Annotated in this window: 13 protein-coding genes and 1 pseudogene; 12 read left to right on the forward strand and 2 right to left on the reverse strand. The window is 62.6% G+C overall.

Annotated features, from left to right (window positions below; genetic code table 11):
* Positions 1–2 precede the first annotated feature (2 nt).
* The 9 genes and pseudogenes from ROY82_10555 to ROY82_10595 all read left to right on the forward strand — a co-directional run bounded on the left by ROY82_10555 (position 3) and on the right by ROY82_10595 (position 13,127).
* Positions 3–1,373, forward strand: a complete 1,371-nt coding sequence (locus tag ROY82_10555; GenBank protein MDT3682898.1) for a hypothetical protein — start codon at positions 3–5, stop codon at positions 1,371–1,373.
* A 147-nt stretch (positions 1,374–1,520) separates the two neighbouring features.
* Positions 1,521–2,713: pseudogene (locus ROY82_10560) on the forward strand (IS3 family transposase).
* A 124-nt stretch (positions 2,714–2,837) separates the two neighbouring features.
* The gene (locus ROY82_10565; protein MDT3682899.1) at positions 2,838–3,959 is read left to right on the forward strand and encodes a glycosyltransferase family 4 protein; all 1,122 of its coding nucleotides are present in this window, start codon (positions 2,838–2,840) and stop codon (positions 3,957–3,959) included.
* Positions 3,956–4,918 (forward strand): glycosyltransferase family A protein, encoded by a 963-nt coding sequence (locus ROY82_10570; GenBank protein ID MDT3682900.1) that lies wholly within the window; start codon positions 3,956–3,958, stop codon positions 4,916–4,918. The genes ROY82_10565 and ROY82_10570 overlap by 4 nt, the downstream gene beginning before the upstream one ends.
* A gap of 87 nt (positions 4,919–5,005) precedes the next feature.
* A complete protein-coding gene (locus ROY82_10575; GenBank protein MDT3682901.1) occupies positions 5,006–6,379 on the forward strand; it encodes a DUF6418 domain-containing protein in 1,374 nt (457 codons plus the stop codon).
* 25 nt (positions 6,380–6,404) lie between these two features.
* Positions 6,405–7,976, forward strand: a complete 1,572-nt coding sequence (locus ROY82_10580; protein ID MDT3682902.1) for an O-antigen ligase family protein — start codon at positions 6,405–6,407, stop codon at positions 7,974–7,976.
* Between the two features lie 117 nt (positions 7,977–8,093).
* Positions 8,094–11,180 carry an undecaprenyl-phosphate galactose phosphotransferase WbaP gene (gene wbaP, locus ROY82_10585; protein MDT3682903.1) on the forward strand — a complete coding sequence of 1,029 codons (3,087 nt, stop codon included), beginning with the start codon at positions 8,094–8,096 and terminating at the stop codon, positions 11,178–11,180.
* A 22-nt stretch (positions 11,181–11,202) separates the two neighbouring features.
* Positions 11,203–12,033: a polyprenyl diphosphate synthase gene (uppS, locus tag ROY82_10590; GenBank protein ID MDT3682904.1), complete on the forward strand. Its 831-nt coding sequence runs from the start codon at positions 11,203–11,205 to the stop codon at positions 12,031–12,033.
* Between the two features lie 14 nt (positions 12,034–12,047).
* Positions 12,048–13,127, forward strand: coding sequence for a mannose-1-phosphate guanylyltransferase (locus ROY82_10595; protein MDT3682905.1), 1,080 nt, complete (start codon positions 12,048–12,050; stop codon positions 13,125–13,127).
* Positions 13,128–13,206: 79 nt separating this feature from the next.
* Here the strand turns inward: ROY82_10595 and ROY82_10600 are convergent, their stop codons facing one another.
* Positions 13,207–14,775: an aldehyde dehydrogenase family protein gene (locus ROY82_10600; protein MDT3682906.1), complete on the reverse strand. Its 1,569-nt coding sequence runs from the start codon at positions 14,773–14,775 to the stop codon at positions 13,207–13,209.
* A gap of 67 nt (positions 14,776–14,842) precedes the next feature.
* Complete coding sequence (locus tag ROY82_10605; protein ID MDT3682907.1) at positions 14,843–15,640, reverse strand: class I SAM-dependent methyltransferase; 798 nt, start codon at positions 15,638–15,640, stop codon at positions 14,843–14,845.
* Positions 15,641–15,836: 196 nt separating this feature from the next.
* On the opposite strand from ROY82_10605, the gene pyrR reads away from it, so the two are divergent.
* The 3 genes from pyrR to ROY82_10620 are packed head-to-tail and all read left to right on the forward strand — an operon-like array spanning position 15,837 to position 18,666.
* Positions 15,837–16,406, forward strand: a complete 570-nt coding sequence (gene pyrR / locus ROY82_10610; protein ID MDT3682908.1) for a bifunctional pyr operon transcriptional regulator/uracil phosphoribosyltransferase PyrR — start codon at positions 15,837–15,839, stop codon at positions 16,404–16,406.
* Positions 16,406–17,380, forward strand: coding sequence for an aspartate carbamoyltransferase catalytic subunit (locus ROY82_10615; GenBank protein ID MDT3682909.1), 975 nt, complete (start codon positions 16,406–16,408; stop codon positions 17,378–17,380). Before pyrR ends, ROY82_10615 begins: the two co-directional genes overlap by 1 nt.
* Positions 17,377–18,666 (forward strand): dihydroorotase, encoded by a 1,290-nt coding sequence (locus ROY82_10620; protein MDT3682910.1) that lies wholly within the window; start codon positions 17,377–17,379, stop codon positions 18,664–18,666. Before ROY82_10615 ends, ROY82_10620 begins: the two co-directional genes overlap by 4 nt.
* The last annotated feature ends 27 nt before the right edge of the window (positions 18,667–18,693 follow it).

The raw sequence follows: 18,693 nt of genomic DNA on the forward strand, positions 1-18,693 counted from the left end.
CCATGAGGATATTCCGAAGCATAGGTGCTCTTATGGCGATAGCTGCCGACACGGTTCGCCTGCCACTGTTCAACCTCAATTACCTGACGAGCACAGAAGCTCTCGACGTATACAACTACACGTCCTCTTATCCGCGGCGGGGCGTTCTCGGCTGCATCGCGATATTCGTGATCAAGGCGTTCCGCTCCATTCGTTGGCCGCGTCCCATCGCAGCTGAGGGCCGAGGCAAGATTGTCTTCGCAGCTGAGACCTATAACCAGTTCAGTGCGTTGGAGCCGGTGTTCGCGCAACTTGACCCAGATCGTAGGCTGTTAGTCAACCTGGACAAGCAGCCTGGTCACGATTTCCCGATGGCCTTCGCGTACCTGGCCGCACTCTTCTTTTTTCCCGTGTCGCTTCTCCGGTACTCCGCTGCAACTCCATATCAACGACAAGCTTATTCGCACGTATTTCACCACTTCATACTTACCTACGGATATTATTTCGTGGCTCGGATTTGGCTGCACAAGCTCACCCCGAGCCTAGTGTTCGTGGCGAATGATCACAACATGATGACGAGGACACTAACCGCCGCAGCGGCGGCTGAGGGAGTGCCCACAGCATATATCCAGCATTCCTCCGTCAACGATCGGTTCCCACCTCTGAACTATAATCTGGCATTCTTGGACGGCCTGGACGCTTTGAAGAAATACGAGCGAGCAGGGACTTCCGAAACGCGTGTCTACCTAGCGGGGATACCAAAGCTAGACGCCTTCTCATCAATTGCGAACGAGAACGACTCCCTTACGGCGCTCGGGGTCTGCATTGGCCGGGCCGAGGACTCAAGCTCCGTCTTGAATCTCATTGCCGCGATGCGAGCTACCCTTCCCCAGATGCCGATAACGCTTCGCCCTCACCCGGGCGACAAACGCGATTGGTCAGCCACACTTAACGAGTTCAACGTCTCCGTGTCGGACTCCGCGAAGGAACTCTCTTTCGAGTTCCTCTCAGGCGTGGATGCGATAGTGGTCGGCGATTCCAATATTGCGCTCGAGGCCCTGCTACTCAACGTCACACCGCTTTACTTCGACTTTTCGGGGCGCCGTACCGACAATTACAGCTTTATCAAGAATGGCACCGTCCCCTATTATTCGACCCACGACGACCTCTTAGCTGCGTTGCAGATGCTCATTGCAAGTCGCCCTCCGGTTCGCCACAAGGCTGCACCCTACTGCGCAACCCTCGGTACACGGTTTGACGGCGACTCGGCTCGTCTGGTAGCTACGGCCATAAGGCGGTTCGTGGACGGGCAGGATCCCGGACCAGAATGGGAAGCAGTGTCCGTCTCAAGCCTTTCCGCGTTCAAGCCTAGGGCCGAGCTCGGGTTCCAATGACGGAGCGTTCCCATGAACTAAAGCTCAAACGTGCTGCCTGCGTGAGGGCCACGACCCGTATTGCCATGACGACAGTGTCAGCGCTGGTCCCCATTAGTTGGACACCTTCTTAGGTTGAGCCTGTAGGCTCGTGAGAGAGGTGTTGTTGTGTCGAGGAAGCGTCGGAATCATAGTCCTGCGTTCAAGGCGAAGGTGGCGTTGGAGGCGGCGCGTGAGGAGCGCACCACGGCTGAGATCGCCCGCGAGTACGGCGTGCACGCTAATCAGGTGAGTGCCTGGAAGCGGCAGTTGCTGGATGGCGCCGTGGCCGTGTTCGAGAGCCCGGCTGACAGTCGGCTGGATGGTGAGGCGGTCATCAAGGATTTGCATGCGAAGATCGGGGAGTTGACGGTGGAGCGCGATTTTTTGTCCAGAGCGTTGAAGCGCTGACCCCCAGCGAGCGYAAGGGCCTGATTGGGCCGCGGCCGGAGCTGAGCGTCAAGCGGCAGTGCGAGCTGCTGCGGGTGCCGCGCTCCACGGCCTACTACCGGGCCGYAGAGGGCGTCGACGGCGACGAGTTGGTGCTGATGCACTTGATCGATAAGATTCACGTTCAGCATCCGTTCAAGGGTTCGCGGCGCATCACGAMGGACCTGCAGAAGTTGCATGGCCGGCGGGTGAGCCGTAAGCGTGTGCGGCGCCTGATGCTGAAGATGGGTATCASSGCCATCTACCCGAAGCCGCGCACCACGAAGGCCGGTCGSGGGCCGGGGCACAAGGTGTTCCCGTACCTGYTGAGGGGGGTTGACATCAGCGCCGCTAATGCCGTTTGGGCGGCCGATATRACCTACATCCCCATGGCTAGGGGCTTCTGCTACCTGGTGGCGATCATGGACGTTCATAGCCGCCGCATCCTCGCCTGGCGGCTATCCAACACGCTGGACTCCCGTTTCTGCGTCGAGGCTCTCGAGGAGGCCCTGGTGCACTTCGGAAGACCGACCATTTTCAACACGGATCAAGGCGCTCAGTTCACTGCCAATGCCTTCACCAGCGCGTTGCAGGCGGCTGGCGTGCAGATCAGCATGGATGGTCGCGGCGCCTGGAGGGACAACGTCTTCATCGAGCGTTTCTGGTGGACGTTGAAGCACGAGGAGGTCTACTTGCGGGCCTACGACAGCGTGTGGGAAGCCCGGCAATGCATCAGYAAYTACCTGGACTACTACAACGCTGACAGGTTCCATTCGAGCYTGGAGGACCAAACCCCRRTCGAGGCTTACACCCRCTCGCTACCAGCRGCYAAGGCAACGCTACTGCTGCCGGGACCGAGCCAACCCCAAGCGCAGGTCATGAGCCTGTGCTAGAACTTAAGAACCAAGAGGAACTGTCCAACAGGCGGGGTCCACCGCTGTCATCTCAGGACTTTTCCACCTTATGAACGTATGTTTCGTTGCCCATTCATCAAGGCTCGAAGGAGCGGATCGCTCCTTGATTGAATCGATACTTCTTCTCCGGGACCGCGGCGTTGTTCCACATGTGCTCGTTCCTCGCAAGGGTCCGCTACTTGCCACACTCGACGACCATAAGATTCCGTACACGGTTTGGCCCTACTATTGGTGGCTCGGCAAGCAGAACGAGCCCGCTCACTGGCGGGCGTTGCGCTACGCCGCCGCCGTATTTACCCTCTTTAGCTCCGCGTTCTTGGCATTCCGGTTGAGGCGCTACCATTTCCAGCTAGTCTACACAAACACCGTTGCCACCCCAGCAGGCCTTCTTATCAGCTCACTGCTGCGCCTCCCGCACATCTGCCACATCAGGGAGTTCGTAGACATAGACCACCACCTGATTTTCCTATTCGGCAAGAAGCCTAGCCTCCGGTTGCTGGAAACGCGCAGCGCTTTACTGCTCGCGAACTCAGGGGCGGTGGCTTCGGCCTTCAATCCGTTGCTTGAGCGAAAGACGATCCAGGTCGTTTACCAGGCTGTGGCAGTAGGCTCTGTGCCGCCGCCGAGACGCAGCGAGCCAGCCGATGAGACGATTGACTTCCTGCTACTGGGCCGACTTCACCCAGGCAAAGGGCAGGATATCGCCATAAGAGCGCTTCATACTCTTATAAACAAAGGTTACGAAGCGCGCCTAAGGATTGTGGGGAGCGGCAGGCCTACATTTGCAAGCTATCTTGGTGAACTGGTCGCCGAGCTCGGCCTAGGTGCCTCGGTATCCCTCCACGGCGCCGTCGAGCATCCAGATCAGGAATACGCTGACTGCGATGTGGTACTTATGTGTTCTCAGAACGAGGCGTTCGGCAGAGTTACAATCGAGGCCATGAAGTTCGGTCGTCCGGTCATTGGAGCGCGCAGCGGCGGTACGGTGGAACTCATTCGCGAGGGCGTGACCGGATGGCTATTTGCCCCTGATGACCCTGCCGACCTCGCCATCGTAATGGAGCGGGCAATTAAGCAACGTTCCTCGTTGCGAGTAATGGGCGAAGTGGCCAAGAGTTGGGCGACTCGCACATTCTCCGCTGAGCAGTATTCATCTCAGCTCGTTGCTGCGGTGGAAGCAGCGCTTCGCTTGGCCGACCGACCCCCGGCTACGGACAACTCGTGAGACAAGAAATAACTGACCCGCGCAGATTGACACCGCTGGAAGGTCAAGTCCGGGTAACGTGCATTGTCCCAACCCTAAATGCTGAACGGTTCGCCGAGCGGCTTGGCCAAGCCATTCAGGCCCAATCGCTGATGCCTTCGGAACTCTTGCTGATCGACTCTTCAAGTGATGACAACACCATTTCGGCATTTGAGCAGTACGGCTTCAATGTGCTCTCCATCGACCGAGAGGACTTCAATCATGGAGCCGTACGCAATCTTGCCGCCCGACATGCAAACGGTGACGTGCTCGTATACCTAACCCAGGACGCTATTCCCAAAGATGCCAGCTGGCTCGAAAACTTGATTGCGCCCATCAGAGCAGGAACAGCCGTAGCCACTTTTGCCAGGCAAGTGCCCGACCCATCTGATAGTCCACTAGCAGCCTTTGCGCGCCACCATAACTACCCAGCACATAGCCGTCTCGTTACTCCGCAGGACATATCGACCCTTGGAATACGCGCGGCCTTCTTCTCCAATAGCTGCTCCGCGATACGCAGTGACGTGTTCCATGCTCTAGGCGGTTTCCGCAGCGACACCATTATGAACGAAGATATGTTGTTTGCGGCCACACTACTCAACTCTGGCTACGCACATTATTACTGCTCCGACTCACTTGTTATTCATTCGCACGATTATTCCTTAGCACAAACATTTCGCCGCTATTTCGACATTGGCGTCGTATTCGCACAAGCCCGCGAAGAGCTGAAAGACTTCCGAGCAGGTGGCGAGGGCCTGAATTACGCCTTTAGGCTGATCGGCTATCTGGTCAGCGAGCATCGCTATTGGTGGATTCCAAGAGCGATCCTGGAATCTTTAGCGAAGTTCGCGGCATTGCAGTTAGGTAAGCGCTACCGCCAGGTGCCTAGGCGCCTCCTCCCTAGATTAAGCATGCATTCAGGGTACTGGACGAGTGGCTAGGAAGGCATCTTGGCAGCGAGGTATCCAATGATTCGCTTGCCCCTCCGTTGGGGGGCGATAAGAGCATCCGGACGATTTGTGGTTCTGATGTTTCTTTCAGTCACAGTACTGGTCGGAATAGATCAGGCGATAGGCCCCAACTTGCTGACTGCGATTGCGGCGCTCGTTAGTTATGTGCTGCTTTCAGCCCTTCTCTATCGCTTCGAACCAACATTCTTTCTACTTTCGTTTCTGTTCATTTTTGGGCAGTTTGGAGCGCTATTGTCTGGGGTACTTATTGAATCGGGTGCCTACATTTCGGAACAACAGCGAACGGGATTCCTAACCGGCGCAACCGTCTGGCTTTGCTTCTATACTACCGTATTCATCCTCGTTGCGTACTCCCTTTTTCAACTGTTCGATGGAGCAAGGAATTCGCGCGCCTTTTTCGTCCGCTACAGAGTGTTGAAAAACACTCGCATCTTGACCTACGCTTTACTGCTTGGGGTAATAGTATTCGTCTTCATTGGCCTGTTCATCAATGGCTCTCCACTACTTGAGCATCGGGACCGCTTCAGCTATTGGCGATTCAACACCGTACCTTTACTGCAGCCGATTCACAATCAATTGTCCACGTTGATTTTCGCTTTGGGCCTGTGCTTTCCTTTCACGCGAAGCAGGGGTGAACGCAACTTTGCTTTCTTCCTGCTTCTGATTACGCTAGTCTACTTCGTCCTTCAGGGCGAGAAGTATACGGCGCTTGTGCTGGTCACTTACAGCTTCCTCCTCCCAATCCTGATGCGCGTATTCGCGATACGGCGCAGGAGACCTTCGATTAAACAAGCTGCCATCGTAGGCTTGGTAACCGGCGGGATACTCATTCCATTGATCCTCTACCAGTACAGCGGGACGTTCCGTTCAGATACACCAATCACTAATCTGATCCAGCGTGTTGTTCTGCAGGGCCATGTCTGGTGGGGAACCTACGACCACTACCTAAACGGCACACTTCCTGTTGAGCAGAACGTGCAATCCGCTAAGGAGTTAGCTGCGCTTTTCAGCTTTCGGCCCGCCGACGATACGGGAATGTCCTACCTCATGCGAGTCGTATCCCCGGAAGACCTGGTTGCGCGCTACAAATCGCAGGGCATCAGGTTCACAATGGGGTATCCTGCTATCGGACTCGCCGCCTTTGGACAGGTTGGGTTAATCGCGCTTCAGATTGTCGCAGCAATACTATTCGTTGCAGTCGCCGTATTATTGCTCCGTAGCGTGCGTGCCGCTCGAGTCTTGCTGGCGGTTGTCGGTTACAAACTCCTCTTCGAGCTGAACGGGGTGTTCGGCATGGGGAATCTTCATGAGCTGTTGACCCTCAAGACTGCACTCTACGTAGCGCTTGCGTTTGTCGTTGCTCCACTCACCATTGGGGCACGCGATTTAGCGCGATTCACCAAAGCAACGACCAAGAAATCGCTAATCTAGTGTCCCTCACCTTCCAGTTACCGTGATGCGAGGGGCCAAGGCGGTATCAAGGCACCTTATTAGATATCTGCTCTTTGGCTGTCTTACAGCGGTTGGTTTCTGGAGCGCCGCAAGTTTCCTGCTGAATTACTACGCCCTTTCTGGATCCCCACAGCGGGTCAAAGAGATCTCTATCGGTTTCGGTGGAGTGACGCATCTGCTTAAAGGCGCGGTCGGTGCCACTCGTACTTGGCAAGTAGAAAAGCCAGCCGAAGCCACCATTTCTTTCGCTGCGAGGCTTGACGAACAGACGGCTGCTCCGCGCTGGGAACTCGCACCAAGTATCGAGTCTCCTGCTGGTACCGCAAGAAAGCTTGCTTTGAGCCCCGATGGTAAGTTGATGCTGGAGGGTCCTTCAAACGAGGTTGCCCGATACTTGATCGTTCTTGGTGCGCCGCTGGCAGGTCGCCATTTCCGAGCAAGCTTCGACGTTGAACCCGGGGGAGACGACACGCCAGTTGTCGGTACCGTTGCTCTCAGCTCACAGGACGGCCGCGACAAAAGCAGTACCAACTTCCGTGTCACAGAAGCCGAAGCCCTCGTTTCAACCTGGAGTGCGCCGCCAAACCTGGATGGTTACGTATTGGTCGTGACGCTCAGCAATCTCGGTGGATATGGCTCCATCGGCTCACCGGCAATACAAGAACAGCTGGACGGCAGTTGGGCTCAACCTACGCTTGCCACCATAGCAATCGACGCACAGGCTCACAAACAGGCCATTGTGGTAGACGGCGAATGGAACGTGTATAGAACGGAAGGCATCTGGCTGGACGGGAAGCAGCTGTCTGCACGATTGACATTGGGTTCTGGTAACCGAGTCCTCATTCGTGATTTCAATGCGACTGAGACCAAGAGCGACCACGCACTCCGCATACTGCCAACCAAGTCAAGGGTGTCACTACTGGGAATCCACCCGAACCTACTCGCGCACAGCGTGGTTAGCGTGTTTGGAGCTTTACTCTTTATCGGGGGCCCGCTTTGGCTAAGCGTCGCCTCTACTGTTCTGGCTTTTGTCGCGCTTGGTATGTTTGGTAGTAGAATCGCACTCATCGCCGCCGCAATTGCCTTGATGTACTTCGGCACCATTTCTTGGCGAAGACATAAGGTCGCGATATTCTTTTCCCTAGTGTCCATCTCTTTGGTAGCCGTCGTGGCTATCGGATTTGCCAGCAGTTTCCAGCGGGAGCCAGAAGTTGGCGTAGTCAGCCGGCCCGAGATCTGGAGGGTCGCATGGCAAGGGTTTACGGCTAACTTCCCTAACGGTATTCAGACGAGCTTCTCCGATTACTGGGCGGACAAGGCTCCAACCCGCCCACCTATATCCCACGCACACAATTTCTGGCTTCAACTGTCTGTGAAGTATGGCCTCCTCGGCCTACTAGGCTCAGTCGCATTGACAGTTGCGCTGGGGATATTCGCATGGCGAAGGTACCGATGGCGAGGTTTGGGGCTCCTTCTACCCCTCTACCTGTTGAACGTTTTCGATTACTCATTTTCCTTTGTGGGTGTATACGTACCGCTAGCGCTCGCGCTCTGGATCGGTAAGCGAAGGAGTTAGCACTCCACCAACCCAAGCCTACTCGCACAGCATTCGCGACGGCCTCATCCACATGCACCACCCGCCTCCAGTGGTCGCCATCCGCTGTCTCTCTCCAGCCACAGTAGACTCTAGGTGATGGCCGCGACGACCCCCAACTTCCGCCGTGGACTCGCCTTCATGGCAGGCCTTGGCATCGCAGCTATCCCGACCGTAGGCCCCTTCCTCGCCGTCCTCACGCTCTTCGCGGGCCGGTTAGCGTTCCAGCGTGCAGACCTCTGGTGGTGGGTCTCGGCGGCTTTGCTTAGCCTCCCCTTCCTGCTCACCGGCCACCCTTGGGACTCACTCCTCACGGTGGCACAAGTACTGGGGGTTTGGCTCATTTTCCGCTCGGCGACGGAGTTCCGCCACAGCGCCAAGAGCAGGACCATATCGGAGGACATCGGGGCCGGCTTGGTGGTCGGGCTTGCCATCACCTTGGCCCTTGGGCTGAGGCAGCTTGGGGGCTTCCGTTTTGACGTCGCCAAGACGGCGCTGGACGCCATAACGTGGAATACGCACCCGGCCGTGTTCGGCCACGCCATCCTGATCTTGGCAGCTTCACTCGCGGTAATAGTGCCATCTCCACGACTTCGGGTGCTGGCCCTCGCCATCGGTGCGGTGGGCGTCGTAATTTCGGGTGCGCGCGAGGCCGTCTGGGCTTGGTTGATCATCGCGCTTGGCCTCCAGTTCGCCGGCAGGCGAGCGCAACGCGGGACCAAGGTGGTGGAGTGGGCGCTCATCGTCACGATGACCTTGCTCGTCACTGGCGTAGCAACTCACTTGGGTCTGGGCCGTACGGGGTTCCTCACAGCCTACGTACCCGAACTCGACAACCCGAACCTGTTCCGCGGCACGGAGGTGGCCAAAGGCGACTGGTGGTTCCCCCTAGGCGTCACCTTCGGTAGCCATGAAGAGTTCGTCGACGGCGAGACCCGTTCGGTAATCGACGTGACCAAGACGTCCCCCGAGCCATGGTCGAGGCTCCAGCAGGCTGTCATCCTTGCTCCGGGCGAGGCCTACACGCTTTCGGCGCTGCTGCGACCATCTCCAGGAGCCACCCCTGGGTTCGACAGCTGGGGACAGGACAACAATACGGCCTCCACGGTCACTCTTGGCACGGTCCTGGACGGCGGCACACACCGCGTCACCAGCAGCACGGGGATGAAAGTGATATCCACCGGCGCCGAGGTCTTGGAAGCAGATTGGGCCAGGGCAAGCGTCACCTTCGAGTATCTGGGCGACCGGCCACTGACCTGGTACGTGGGCGTCGTGCCTGACCGCTCCAACCTCCTAGGGGTCACCTCGAGCTTCGCGGAGTTGCAGTTGGTTCAGTCGTATTCCGTCATGCCGTACCGGCCGGGTGCGGCCGTTCGAGGTGTCACCGATGTTAGGCAATCTCGGTTTCCCATCTGGCGCGACGCTCTCGAAGCGATCCGCTCGAAGCCCATCCTGGGCTGGGGTCCTGAAGGTTTCCCGAAGGCCGTCCACAGCGCACTCGCCGGCCAGATCCTGCTAAGGCCCGTAGCCGCCCACGCACACAACGCGTTCCTTGCGGTCTGGGTGGACCGTGGCCTAGTCGGCTTGATCGGGCTGCTCGGCCTCTTCGGCTTGTTGTTCCTTAGGGCCATCCAGCAACGCGACAGAGGTGCACTCGTGATCCTGGCGGGCATGATCGTGCTCAACCTCTTCGACTTCACGGTGTTCTCGGGTTCGGTCATATACCCCCTTGCCGCCGTGCTGGGTTGGCGAGCGGCCGGGCACCGGCGCACCGCCGACCATGAGGCCGGGTCGGGTGGCAACCTCTTCACTCGCATGGGCCTGGCAGCTGCGGATTGGGCCGTGGCAGTTTCGGCGTTCGCCATCGCGTACTTGGCATTGTCAGCCGCCACGTCGCCCGCTCAACCGGCGAGCAACGACCCGTTCAACGTTCTCTACCTCGCGCTCCTTTGGCCCCTCGCCAACGCTCTCAGTGGCCAGTACCCCGCTTATGGCCGTCCCAGCTCGGCGGAGTTGCAGTGGAGCGTCGTTGGAGCCGGCGCTGCCGGAATCACGGCTCTCCTGATCGGCGCGGCCTTCCCGGGTCAGGTACACGTGCCCCTTTCCGTCATTTTTCTCGCCACCGGCATAACCATCATCCTCAGCCCCCTCGGGCGAGGCCTCGCCAAACGAACCCTGTATGCCCTTCGCATCTGGGGAAGGCCAGTGGTCGTCTTTGGCCATAGGGGGTCCGCCGACGAACTCACCGAGTCCTTGTTGGCCCAACCGCTCCTGGGCCTGCGGCCGGTTGGACTGGTCGATGCGGATCCAGCCGCATCAATGCCGGCCTCGCTGCGAGCCATAGCCTGGCGTGAACTCTCGCCGGCAGTCGAGCGGCTCTCCAATCACTGCATCGTGCAGCCGGGGCAGCAGAACTCGACCATCGTTCAGGCGGTATTGACGTCCGCTGGCCGGAACACCTTCCGCGACATCCAGGTCGTCCCCGATTTGCACGACATCCCGAGCTCGGACGTGATCGCTAAACCCCTAGGCAGGTCCCTAAGCCTTCAGGTGCGGAACAACCTCGCATCTCCGGCCAATCGGGCATTCAAACGCGGGTTCGACCTGCTCCTAGTGGTGCTAGGGGGGCTCGTGGCGATACCGGTTCTTGTGCTCCTTGCTCTGGCGATTCGGCTCGACTCGAAGGGACCCGTCTATTTCAAGCAGCGCAGGATAGGCCGTGACGGGGTGCCCTTCTACGTCTGGAAGTTCCGCAGCATGGTCGCCGACGCACCGGAGCGCCTCGCCTCACTGCTCGAGAACGACCCGGAGGCACGCCGAGAGTGGGAGGCCACTCAGAAGTTGGTAGATGATCCACGCGTCACGCGCGTGGGGAAGCTGCTCAGGAAGACGAGCCTGGACGAGCTTCCGCAACTTTGGAACGTCCTCCGTGGAGAGATGAGCCTGGTGGGTCCGCGGCCGATCGTCGACGAGGAGATCGCGAAGTACGGTGAGCATTTTCGGTACTACATACAGGTGAGGCCAGGCATGACGGGCGTGTGGCAAGTCTCAGGGAGGTCCGACACCTCATACGACTTCCGCGTTTCTCTAGACACCTACTACGTCCGGAACTGGAGCGCCTGGCTCGACATCGATATCCTCGTAAAGACCTTGGCGGTGGTTCTAAAACGCGACGGCGCCTACTAAGCGTCTCACGGTAAAGTACCCCGTGCCCCCCACGCCCCACCAGAACGGCGCCATGCGCGCATTCGGCGCCGTGTCCGCCGTGACGAAGCCGCTCTACTGGCTGTACGAGCAGAGGCTGCTACGGGCCGTGCGGGCGGCGGAGCATCTGCCCCGGCACATCGGCATCATCATGGACGGTAACCGCCGGTTCGCGCGCGCCGCGGGGCTAGACGTGAAGGCCGGTCACGACTACGGCGCCGGCAAGGCGCGCGAGGTGCTCGACTGGTGCCTCGAGCTCGGCATCCCGCACGTCACGCTGTGGGGGTTCAGCACCGAGAACCGCTCCCGTACCATCGAGGAGGTGAGCCACCTCCACCACCTGTTCGCGGAGCAGGCGAGGAGCCTCCTCAACGACGAGCGGCTGCACGCGAACCACGTGCGCGTGCGCGTCATCGGCGATATCGCCGACTTCCCGGACGAGGCCAAGGCCGCCCTATCCGAGATGGAGGAAGCCACCCGCGACTACGACGGCATGCACGTGAACGTGGCCCTGGGTTACGGCGGACGCGAGGAGATCGTCGACGCGGTCAAGCGTCTGGCCGCCGAGGAGGCCGGCCAAGGACTGACGCTCGAGGGCCTGGCGGAGTCGCTGACGGCCGAGCAGATCACGCGCCACCTCTACACGGCCGGCCTGCCCGATCCCGACTTCGTCATCCGCACCTCGGGCGAGGTCCGCCTGTCGGGCTTCCTCTTGTGGCAGACGGCATACAGCGAGTTCTACTTCTGCGACGCCAACTGGCCCGAGTTCCGCAAGGTCGACTTCCTCCGCGCGGTGAGGTCGTTCCAGGCACGCGAGCGTCGCTTCGGCAAGTGAGTCAGGGGGACCGGGTGAGCGAAACACCCTTCGTTGCAGTCATCATGGCCGGCGGCCAGGGCCAGCGGTTCTGGCCGCTCTCGACGGCCGCGCGGCCGAAGCAGTTCCTCGACCTGAGCCATAAGGGACGCACCCTGTTGCAGGCAACGTACGACCGGGTGCTGCCGCTGGCCGGAAGCCCAAGCCGCGTCTTGGTAGCCACCGCCGAGCGCTACGTACCGCTGGTGCGTGAGCAACTACCCGAGGTGCCCGTAGGTAACCTGCTGATCGAGCCCACCCCGCGCGACTCGGGCCCGGCCATCGCCTACGCCTGCCTGAGCATCGAGGACCGCTTCGGCGACGTGGTGGCGGGGTTCTTCTCCTCCGACCACGAGATTGGCGACGCCGCGGCGTTCCACGCCGTGGCCAAGACGGCGGCGGAGTTGGCGGACGCCAGGCGTGCCCTGGTGACGATCGGCATCACCCCCACGCGGGCGGCCACGGGGTACGGCTACATCGAGGTGGGTGAGTCCGTCGGCGGGGGGAACCGGGTGGTTCGTTTCGTCGAGAAGCCCAACCTGCGCACGGCCCAGGCGTACGTCAAGGGCGGCCGCCACCTGTGGAACGCCGGCATCTTCGTCTGGCGCGTCGGCGCCGTGCTGGCCGAACTCGACGCGCACGATCCTGAGCTGATGGTCCCGCTGAGGAGCGCCTTCAGCGGCGGACGGGTGGTCGAGGTCTTCCCGACGCTCAAGAAGATCAGCATCGACTTCGCTCTCATGGAGCGAACCGACAAGGCGGTGGTCGTGCCCGGCGACTTCGCGTGGGACGACATCGGCGACTGGGTGGCGCTCGAGCGCCTGCTAGTTCCCGAGGACGGCCCCGGCGGCGCCAACACGGTGGTCGGGCGGCACGTCGGGCTCGACACCTCGCGCAACATCGTCTACACCGACGACCCCGACGACGTGATCGTCACCCTGGGCGTTCACGACTTGGTGATCGTCAAGCGCGGCAACGCCGTCCTGCTGGTGCACAAGGACAGGGTCCAGGAACTGAAGACGCTCCTCGCCGACGAGCGCCTCGCGGAGCTCATCGGTGCCGGCGAGGAGACTTGAGGCCTGCGCGGAGTCCTGGGGCTGGCGCGAGGGCCTTGAACGGCCAGTAATACGCCCTACAAACCCCCGCGCCCAAGCGCTAGAACAGGTCGCCCACCGTAACGGGCGCCTGCGGCTCGACGTACGCCGTGTCCATCTGCGCCAACTGCAGCTTGCCAGACACGTCGTCGTTCACGCCGTGCCAGTAGGTGTAGCTCTCTATCACCCACATGCCGCTCTCGCGCGTGCCGTTGCCGCTCGCCTTCACGCCGCCGAACGGCATGTGCGCCTCGGCGCCGTTGGTGGTGTTGTTGATGCTGGTCATGCCCGCTTCGATGTTGTCCTTGAAGGCGAAGGCGAACTCGCGGTCGTTCGTGTAGATGGCGCTCGAGAGGCCGTAGTCCACGGCGTTGGCGACCTCGATGGCCTCGTCGATGCCGTCGACCTTCACGAGGTTGATGGTGGGCCCGAAGATCTCTTCCTGGAACAGCTTCATGCCCGGCTTCACGCCCTCCCACACGGTGGGCCAGCCGAAGATGCCGGTGTTGGGGTCGCCCACGAAGCCGGCCGGCTTGGAGTCGTCGGTGATGCGCCCCTTGCCGTACAGGAGCGTGGCCCCGTCGGCCTTGCCCCACTCGTACTGCTGCTGCCAGCGCTGGAAGAAGCGCTCGTTGATGAAGGGCCCGTAAAGCACGTCCTCGGTCTTGAGGGGATCTCCGATGCGGATGCCCTCGACGGCGGCGAGGAACCGCTTCTTGAACTCGTCGTAGATGGGAGCGTCGACGATCAGGTTCCCGGCGCTCGTGCAGCGTTGCCCGCCCGTGGCGTAGGCCGAGAAGATGGCGCCCTGAACGGCGTTGTCCAGGTCGGCGTCGCGCATGATCACCAGTGGGTTCTTGCCACCCAGCTCGAGGGTGGGGCGTTGGAGGTTACGGCCGGCGACCTCGCCCACGTAGCGCCCGACGGCGCTGGAACCGGTGAAGGCCAGCTTGTCGACCAAGCCGTCGTCCATCAGCTCGATCATGTACTGCCCGGCCGCGTCCTTGCCGCCGCCGAAAACCACGTTGAACACGCCCGCGGGAAGGCCCGCGCCCTGCACGATCTTGGCCAGGGCGTAAGCGCAGGCCGGCACGTCCTCGGACGGCTTCCAGACGATGGTGTTGCCCGTGACCAGGGCCGGGATGATCTTCCAGCTCGGCACCGCGATCGGGAAGTTGCCGGCGGTGACGATGCCCACGACGCCCAGCGGGCGCCGGTAGGTGGTGAGGTCCTTGTTGGGCATCTCGCTCGGAACGGTCTGACCGTACAGGCGCCGGCCCTCGCTCTGGAAGAAGGAGCACGTGTCTATGGCCTCCTGGACGTCGCCGCGGGCCTCCTTGAGCGTCTTGCCCATCTCGCGCGTGATGAGGTGAGAAAGCGACTCCTTCTCGCGCTCTATAGCCTGGCCGATGAGGCCGATGATCTGGCCGCGGATGGGGGCGGGCGTCTTGGCCCACGACTTCGCGGCGGCCTTGGCGGCCCGGGCCGCCTCCTGCACCTGCTCCTTGGTGGCCTCGTAGAAGCTGCCGAGGAGGTCACTCGTGTTGCTGGAGTTGCGGCTCTCGAAGGTGCGCGTGCCCGTTACCTCGCGCCCTCCGTACAAGTGTGGGTAGGTCTTCTTGCTGCTCATGAGGTCATTACAACACGGGGCCCGCGGCTTCCGGCTTGCGCCCCATACCCCACTAAGGTGCCCGGCGCTAACGGCCCTCTTTCCGCAAGAACCAGACGTGCTCACTGGGCCAGGACGCGGCCCACTCGCCCGAGACAAAGAACCGCGTCTCGCTCACACCATGCGCGGGCCGCGGCTCCTTGAAGCCCTCGACGACGAAACCCGTGCTCAGGAAAAGCTCGATCCAGGCCTCGAACGTGAGGTTGAACTCGATCCCGCCGGGGTCCTGAGCCGCGTCCGACCAGTCGAAGCAGTGGGCCCCGAAGTACGGCCGCTGCAGCTCGCGCACCAGTGCGCTTCCATCGAGCGGCGTGAAGGCCGGCACGAACGGATGGTTGCCGAGGAACCGCAGCAGTCCCCCGGGCTTGAGGATGCGGTGCGCCTCGGGAAGCCAGACGTACGGGTCGCACCAGATGGCGGCGCCGTACTCGCTGATCGCGAAGTCGAAGGCCGCGTCGGGGAAAGGCGTCGCCTCGGCGCTCCCCAGCACGAACTCGGTCTCGGCGCCGTGGGCCGCCGCCAGCCTGCGGGCGGTCGCGAGTTGCTCCTCGGAGATGTCGATGCCCGTCACGGAGGCCCCGAGGCGCGCCATCCAGCCGGACACGTAACCGGTGCCGCAGCCTAGTTCCACGGCGCGCACGCCACCCATGTCGGCCGGCAACAGGCCAAGGTCGCTGTTGGCAACCGACCAGATGCCCCAGTAAGGCTCGGGGGCGCTCCAGGCGCGCTCGCCCGCCGCCACCCAGTCGGGGGCCCGGTCGTTCCAGTAGGCGCGGTTCGCCATCACGTGGCCGCCGGTAAGTTCGTCGGTATCGGCAGAGGTCATGCCCGATTATGCCCTCGAGGAGGTCCGGGGTGTGCGCGCTCACTAGGCCCGGGTGCGCGAGCGACACTCGCGAGGCGGGGGGTTCGCGCGGCCGCGCACGTCGCACCAACGAGGCCGAAAGCCCGAGGCCGGCCCGGACGCGGTATGCTCCTCGCGACCTTTTAACCGGTCCAGCGAGGCCGGAAAGGAGAACTGCATGCCCAACGAACAGTCCCTACCGCCCAACCTGAGCATGAAGGCGACCCTCATGGGGGCCGCCGATCTCGAGCGCGCTCTGAAGCGCGTGGCGCACGAGATCATGGAGCGCAACAAGGGCGCCGAGCGCCTGGCGTTGGTGGGTATTCACACGCGCGGAGTGCCCATCGCCGAGCGCTTGGCCACCTACATCGAGGAGTTCGAGGGGACCCGGCCGCCCATCGGCAAGCTCGACATCACGCTCTACCGCGACGACCTGACCGAGATCGCGCTGCAGCCGGTCGTCAAGAAGACCGAGGTCGACTTCGACGTTCACGGCATGCGCATCGTGCTGTGCGACGACGTGTTGTTCACCGGCCGCACTGCGCGCGCCGCGCTGGACGCGCTCGTCGACATGGGCCGGCCGGCCGCCATCCAGTACGCGGTGGTGATCGACCGCGGCCACCGCGAGTTGCCGATCCGCGCCGACTACGTGGGCAAGAACGTGCCCACCTCGTCCTCGGAAGTCGTGCTGGTGAAGCTGGTCGAGATCGACGGCAAAGACGCGGTCGAGCTCTGGGAGCGCGTCTGATGGCGGCCGTTGCCGCCCCTGCCGACCAGGCCACCCCCCGCCCCAAGCACCTTCTCGACTTCGCCGACTGGTCGGCGCTTCACATCATGGGCCTGTTGAACACGGCGGACGTCATGGCGCAGGTCCTCACCCGCACCATCAAGAAGGTCCCGGCGCTGCAGGGCTTCACGGTCGCCACGCTCTTCTTCGAGGACAGCACCCGCACGCGCCTCAGCTTCGAGCGCGCCGCGCGGGCCCAGAGCGCCGACCTGATCGGGTTCGCGGCGGGGGGCTCGTCGCTGAAGAAGGGCGAGAGCCTGCACGACACGCTGCGCACCGTCGACCGCCTGCTCGTCGACCTCTACGTCGTCAGGCACCCGGTCAGCGGCGTGCCTTACCAACTGGCGCGCTGGACGGACGCCGCCATCGTCAACGCCGGCGACGGTCGGCGCGCCCACCCCACGCAGGCGCTGCTCGACGCGTACACGTTTCGGGCACACTTCGGTGTTGCCGAGGGCGGTCTTCCCTTCGCCGGCAAGCGCCTCACCATCGTCGGCGACATCGATCACTCGCGCGTGGCGCGCTCCAACATCGAGCTCTTCACCAAGCTCGGGGGCGAGGTCACCCTGTGCGGACCCTCCACCCTGGTCCCGAACGAGTTCGCCGACCTTCCGGGCGTTCGCCTCGCCTCGCGGCTCGAGGAGGCGGTCGAGGAGGCCCACGCCGTCATGGCGCTGCGGCTCCAGCAGGAGCGCATGACCGCTGGCCTGCTCCCGTCGCGCAGCGAGTACGTCGCCCGCTACCAGATCACGGAGAAGACGATGCAACACGCCCACCCCGACGCCATCCTCATGCACCCGGGCCCCATCGTCCGCGACCTAGAGGTCGCCAGCGACCTGGCTGACGGCCCCCGCAGCGTCATCGAGGAGCAGGTCGCCAACGGCGTGCCGGTGCGCATGGCGGTCCTCTACTCGCTGCTGGTGGGCCGCCAGTGAGCGCCGGCAACGGCCCGCGCACGGCGATCCGCAGCGCCCGGCTGGCTGAAAAAGGCGGGCTCTCCGCGGCCGTCGACATCTACGTGCGCGGCGAGAGGGTCGAGGGCTTCGACCTTGGCGGGCCCGTGGATCACGAGTTCGATGCCGCGGGCCAGCTCGTCACCCCGGCGTTCGTCGACCTGCACGCCCACCTGCGCGACCCGGGCCAGGAAGTCAAGGAGGACCTCACGACCGGCCTGGCGGCGGCAGCGGCAGGCGGCTTCGGCACGGTCGTCAGCATGGCCAACACGACCCCCGTGGTGGACGATCCGGGGCTCGTGGCCGACCTCGTGCGCCGCTCGGAACAAGTCGGCCAGGCGCGGCTTCGCCCGGCCGCCACCATCAGCGTGGGCCTGCGCGGCGAGCAGCTCACGGACTTCGCAGCGCTGCAGGCGGCCGGCGCCGTCATGCTCACCGACGACGGCGTCCCGCTCGCCGACGGCCACCTCATGCGCCGCGCCTGCGAGTACGCCGCCGAGCTGGGCCTCGTCATCCAGACCCACTCGGAGGAGCCAGGCCTGCGCAACGACGGCGTCATGAACGAGGGCCACGTGAGCCGCGCCCTGGGCCTGCCCGGCAACCCCACCTCGGCGGAGGCCATCATGGTCTTCCGTGACGGCGAGATAGCCCGCATGACGGGGGCTCGCGTGCACATAGCCCACGTCAGCAGCGAGCGCGCGCTGCGGGTCGCCGAGTGGCTCAAGGGCAGCGGGGCGCCCATCACGGTGGAGGTCACGCCCCAGCACCTGACCCTGACGGACGAGGCGCTGCGCGGCTTCGACCCGCTGTTCAAGGTGGCCCCACCGCTGCGCACGGCCGCCGACGTGGCCTACCTCAGAGACGCGCTGAGGCGCGGCGCCATTGACAGCATCGGCACCGATCACGCCCCGCATACCAGGGCCGAGAAGGAGCGCGACCTGCTCGAGGCGCCCTTCGGGATAGCCAACCTGGAGGTCGCCTTCGCGCTGCTCTACACGGAGCTGGTCGCCACGGGCGAACTCCCCCTCTCGCAACTGCTGCACCTACTGCAGGCCGGACCGGCCGCGGTGATGGGCTGGTCCGCACCAAGCCTGGCGCCCGGCGCAGCCGCCGACCTGACCGTGCTGGACCTGGAGAGCGAACGCGCGGTGCGCGGCGACACCTTCAGGAGCAAGGCCAAGCACGGACCGTGGGAGGGCCGCGTTCTCAAGGGGTGGCCCCGCATGACGATGGTGAGGGGCCGCGTCTGCTTCGAGCGGGAGCCGTAACCCAGAGCCTGGGTCAACGCTGGAGCC

Source organism: Truepera sp. (genome assembly GCA_032027045.1).
Classification (GTDB): Bacteria; Deinococcota; Deinococci; order Deinococcales; family Trueperaceae; genus JAAYYF01.

What these genes read in the sequence shown, in the direction of transcription:
- pyrR (MDT3682908.1), top strand. Translation starts at nt 15,837, where the DNA reads ATGCCCAACGAACAGTCCCTACCGCCCAACCTGAGCATGAAGGCGACC.
- ROY82_10580 (MDT3682902.1), top strand. Translation starts at nt 6,405, where the DNA reads ATGCGAGGGGCCAAGGCGGTATCAAGGCACCTTATTAGATATCTGCTC.
- ROY82_10575 (MDT3682901.1), top strand. Translation starts at nt 5,006, where the DNA reads ATGTTTCTTTCAGTCACAGTACTGGTCGGAATAGATCAGGCGATAGGC.
- ROY82_10615 (MDT3682909.1), top strand. Translation starts at nt 16,406, where the DNA reads ATGGCGGCCGTTGCCGCCCCTGCCGACCAGGCCACCCCCCGCCCCAAG.
- ROY82_10605 (MDT3682907.1), bottom strand. Translation starts at nt 15,640, where the DNA reads ATGACCTCTGCCGATACCGACGAACTTACCGGCGGCCACGTGATGGCG.
- ROY82_10600 (MDT3682906.1), bottom strand. Translation starts at nt 14,775, where the DNA reads ATGAGCAGCAAGAAGACCTACCCACACTTGTACGGAGGGCGCGAGGTA.
- wbaP (MDT3682903.1), top strand. Translation starts at nt 8,094, where the DNA reads ATGGCCGCGACGACCCCCAACTTCCGCCGTGGACTCGCCTTCATGGCA.
- ROY82_10555 (MDT3682898.1), top strand. Translation starts at nt 3, where the DNA reads ATGAGGATATTCCGAAGCATAGGTGCTCTTATGGCGATAGCTGCCGAC.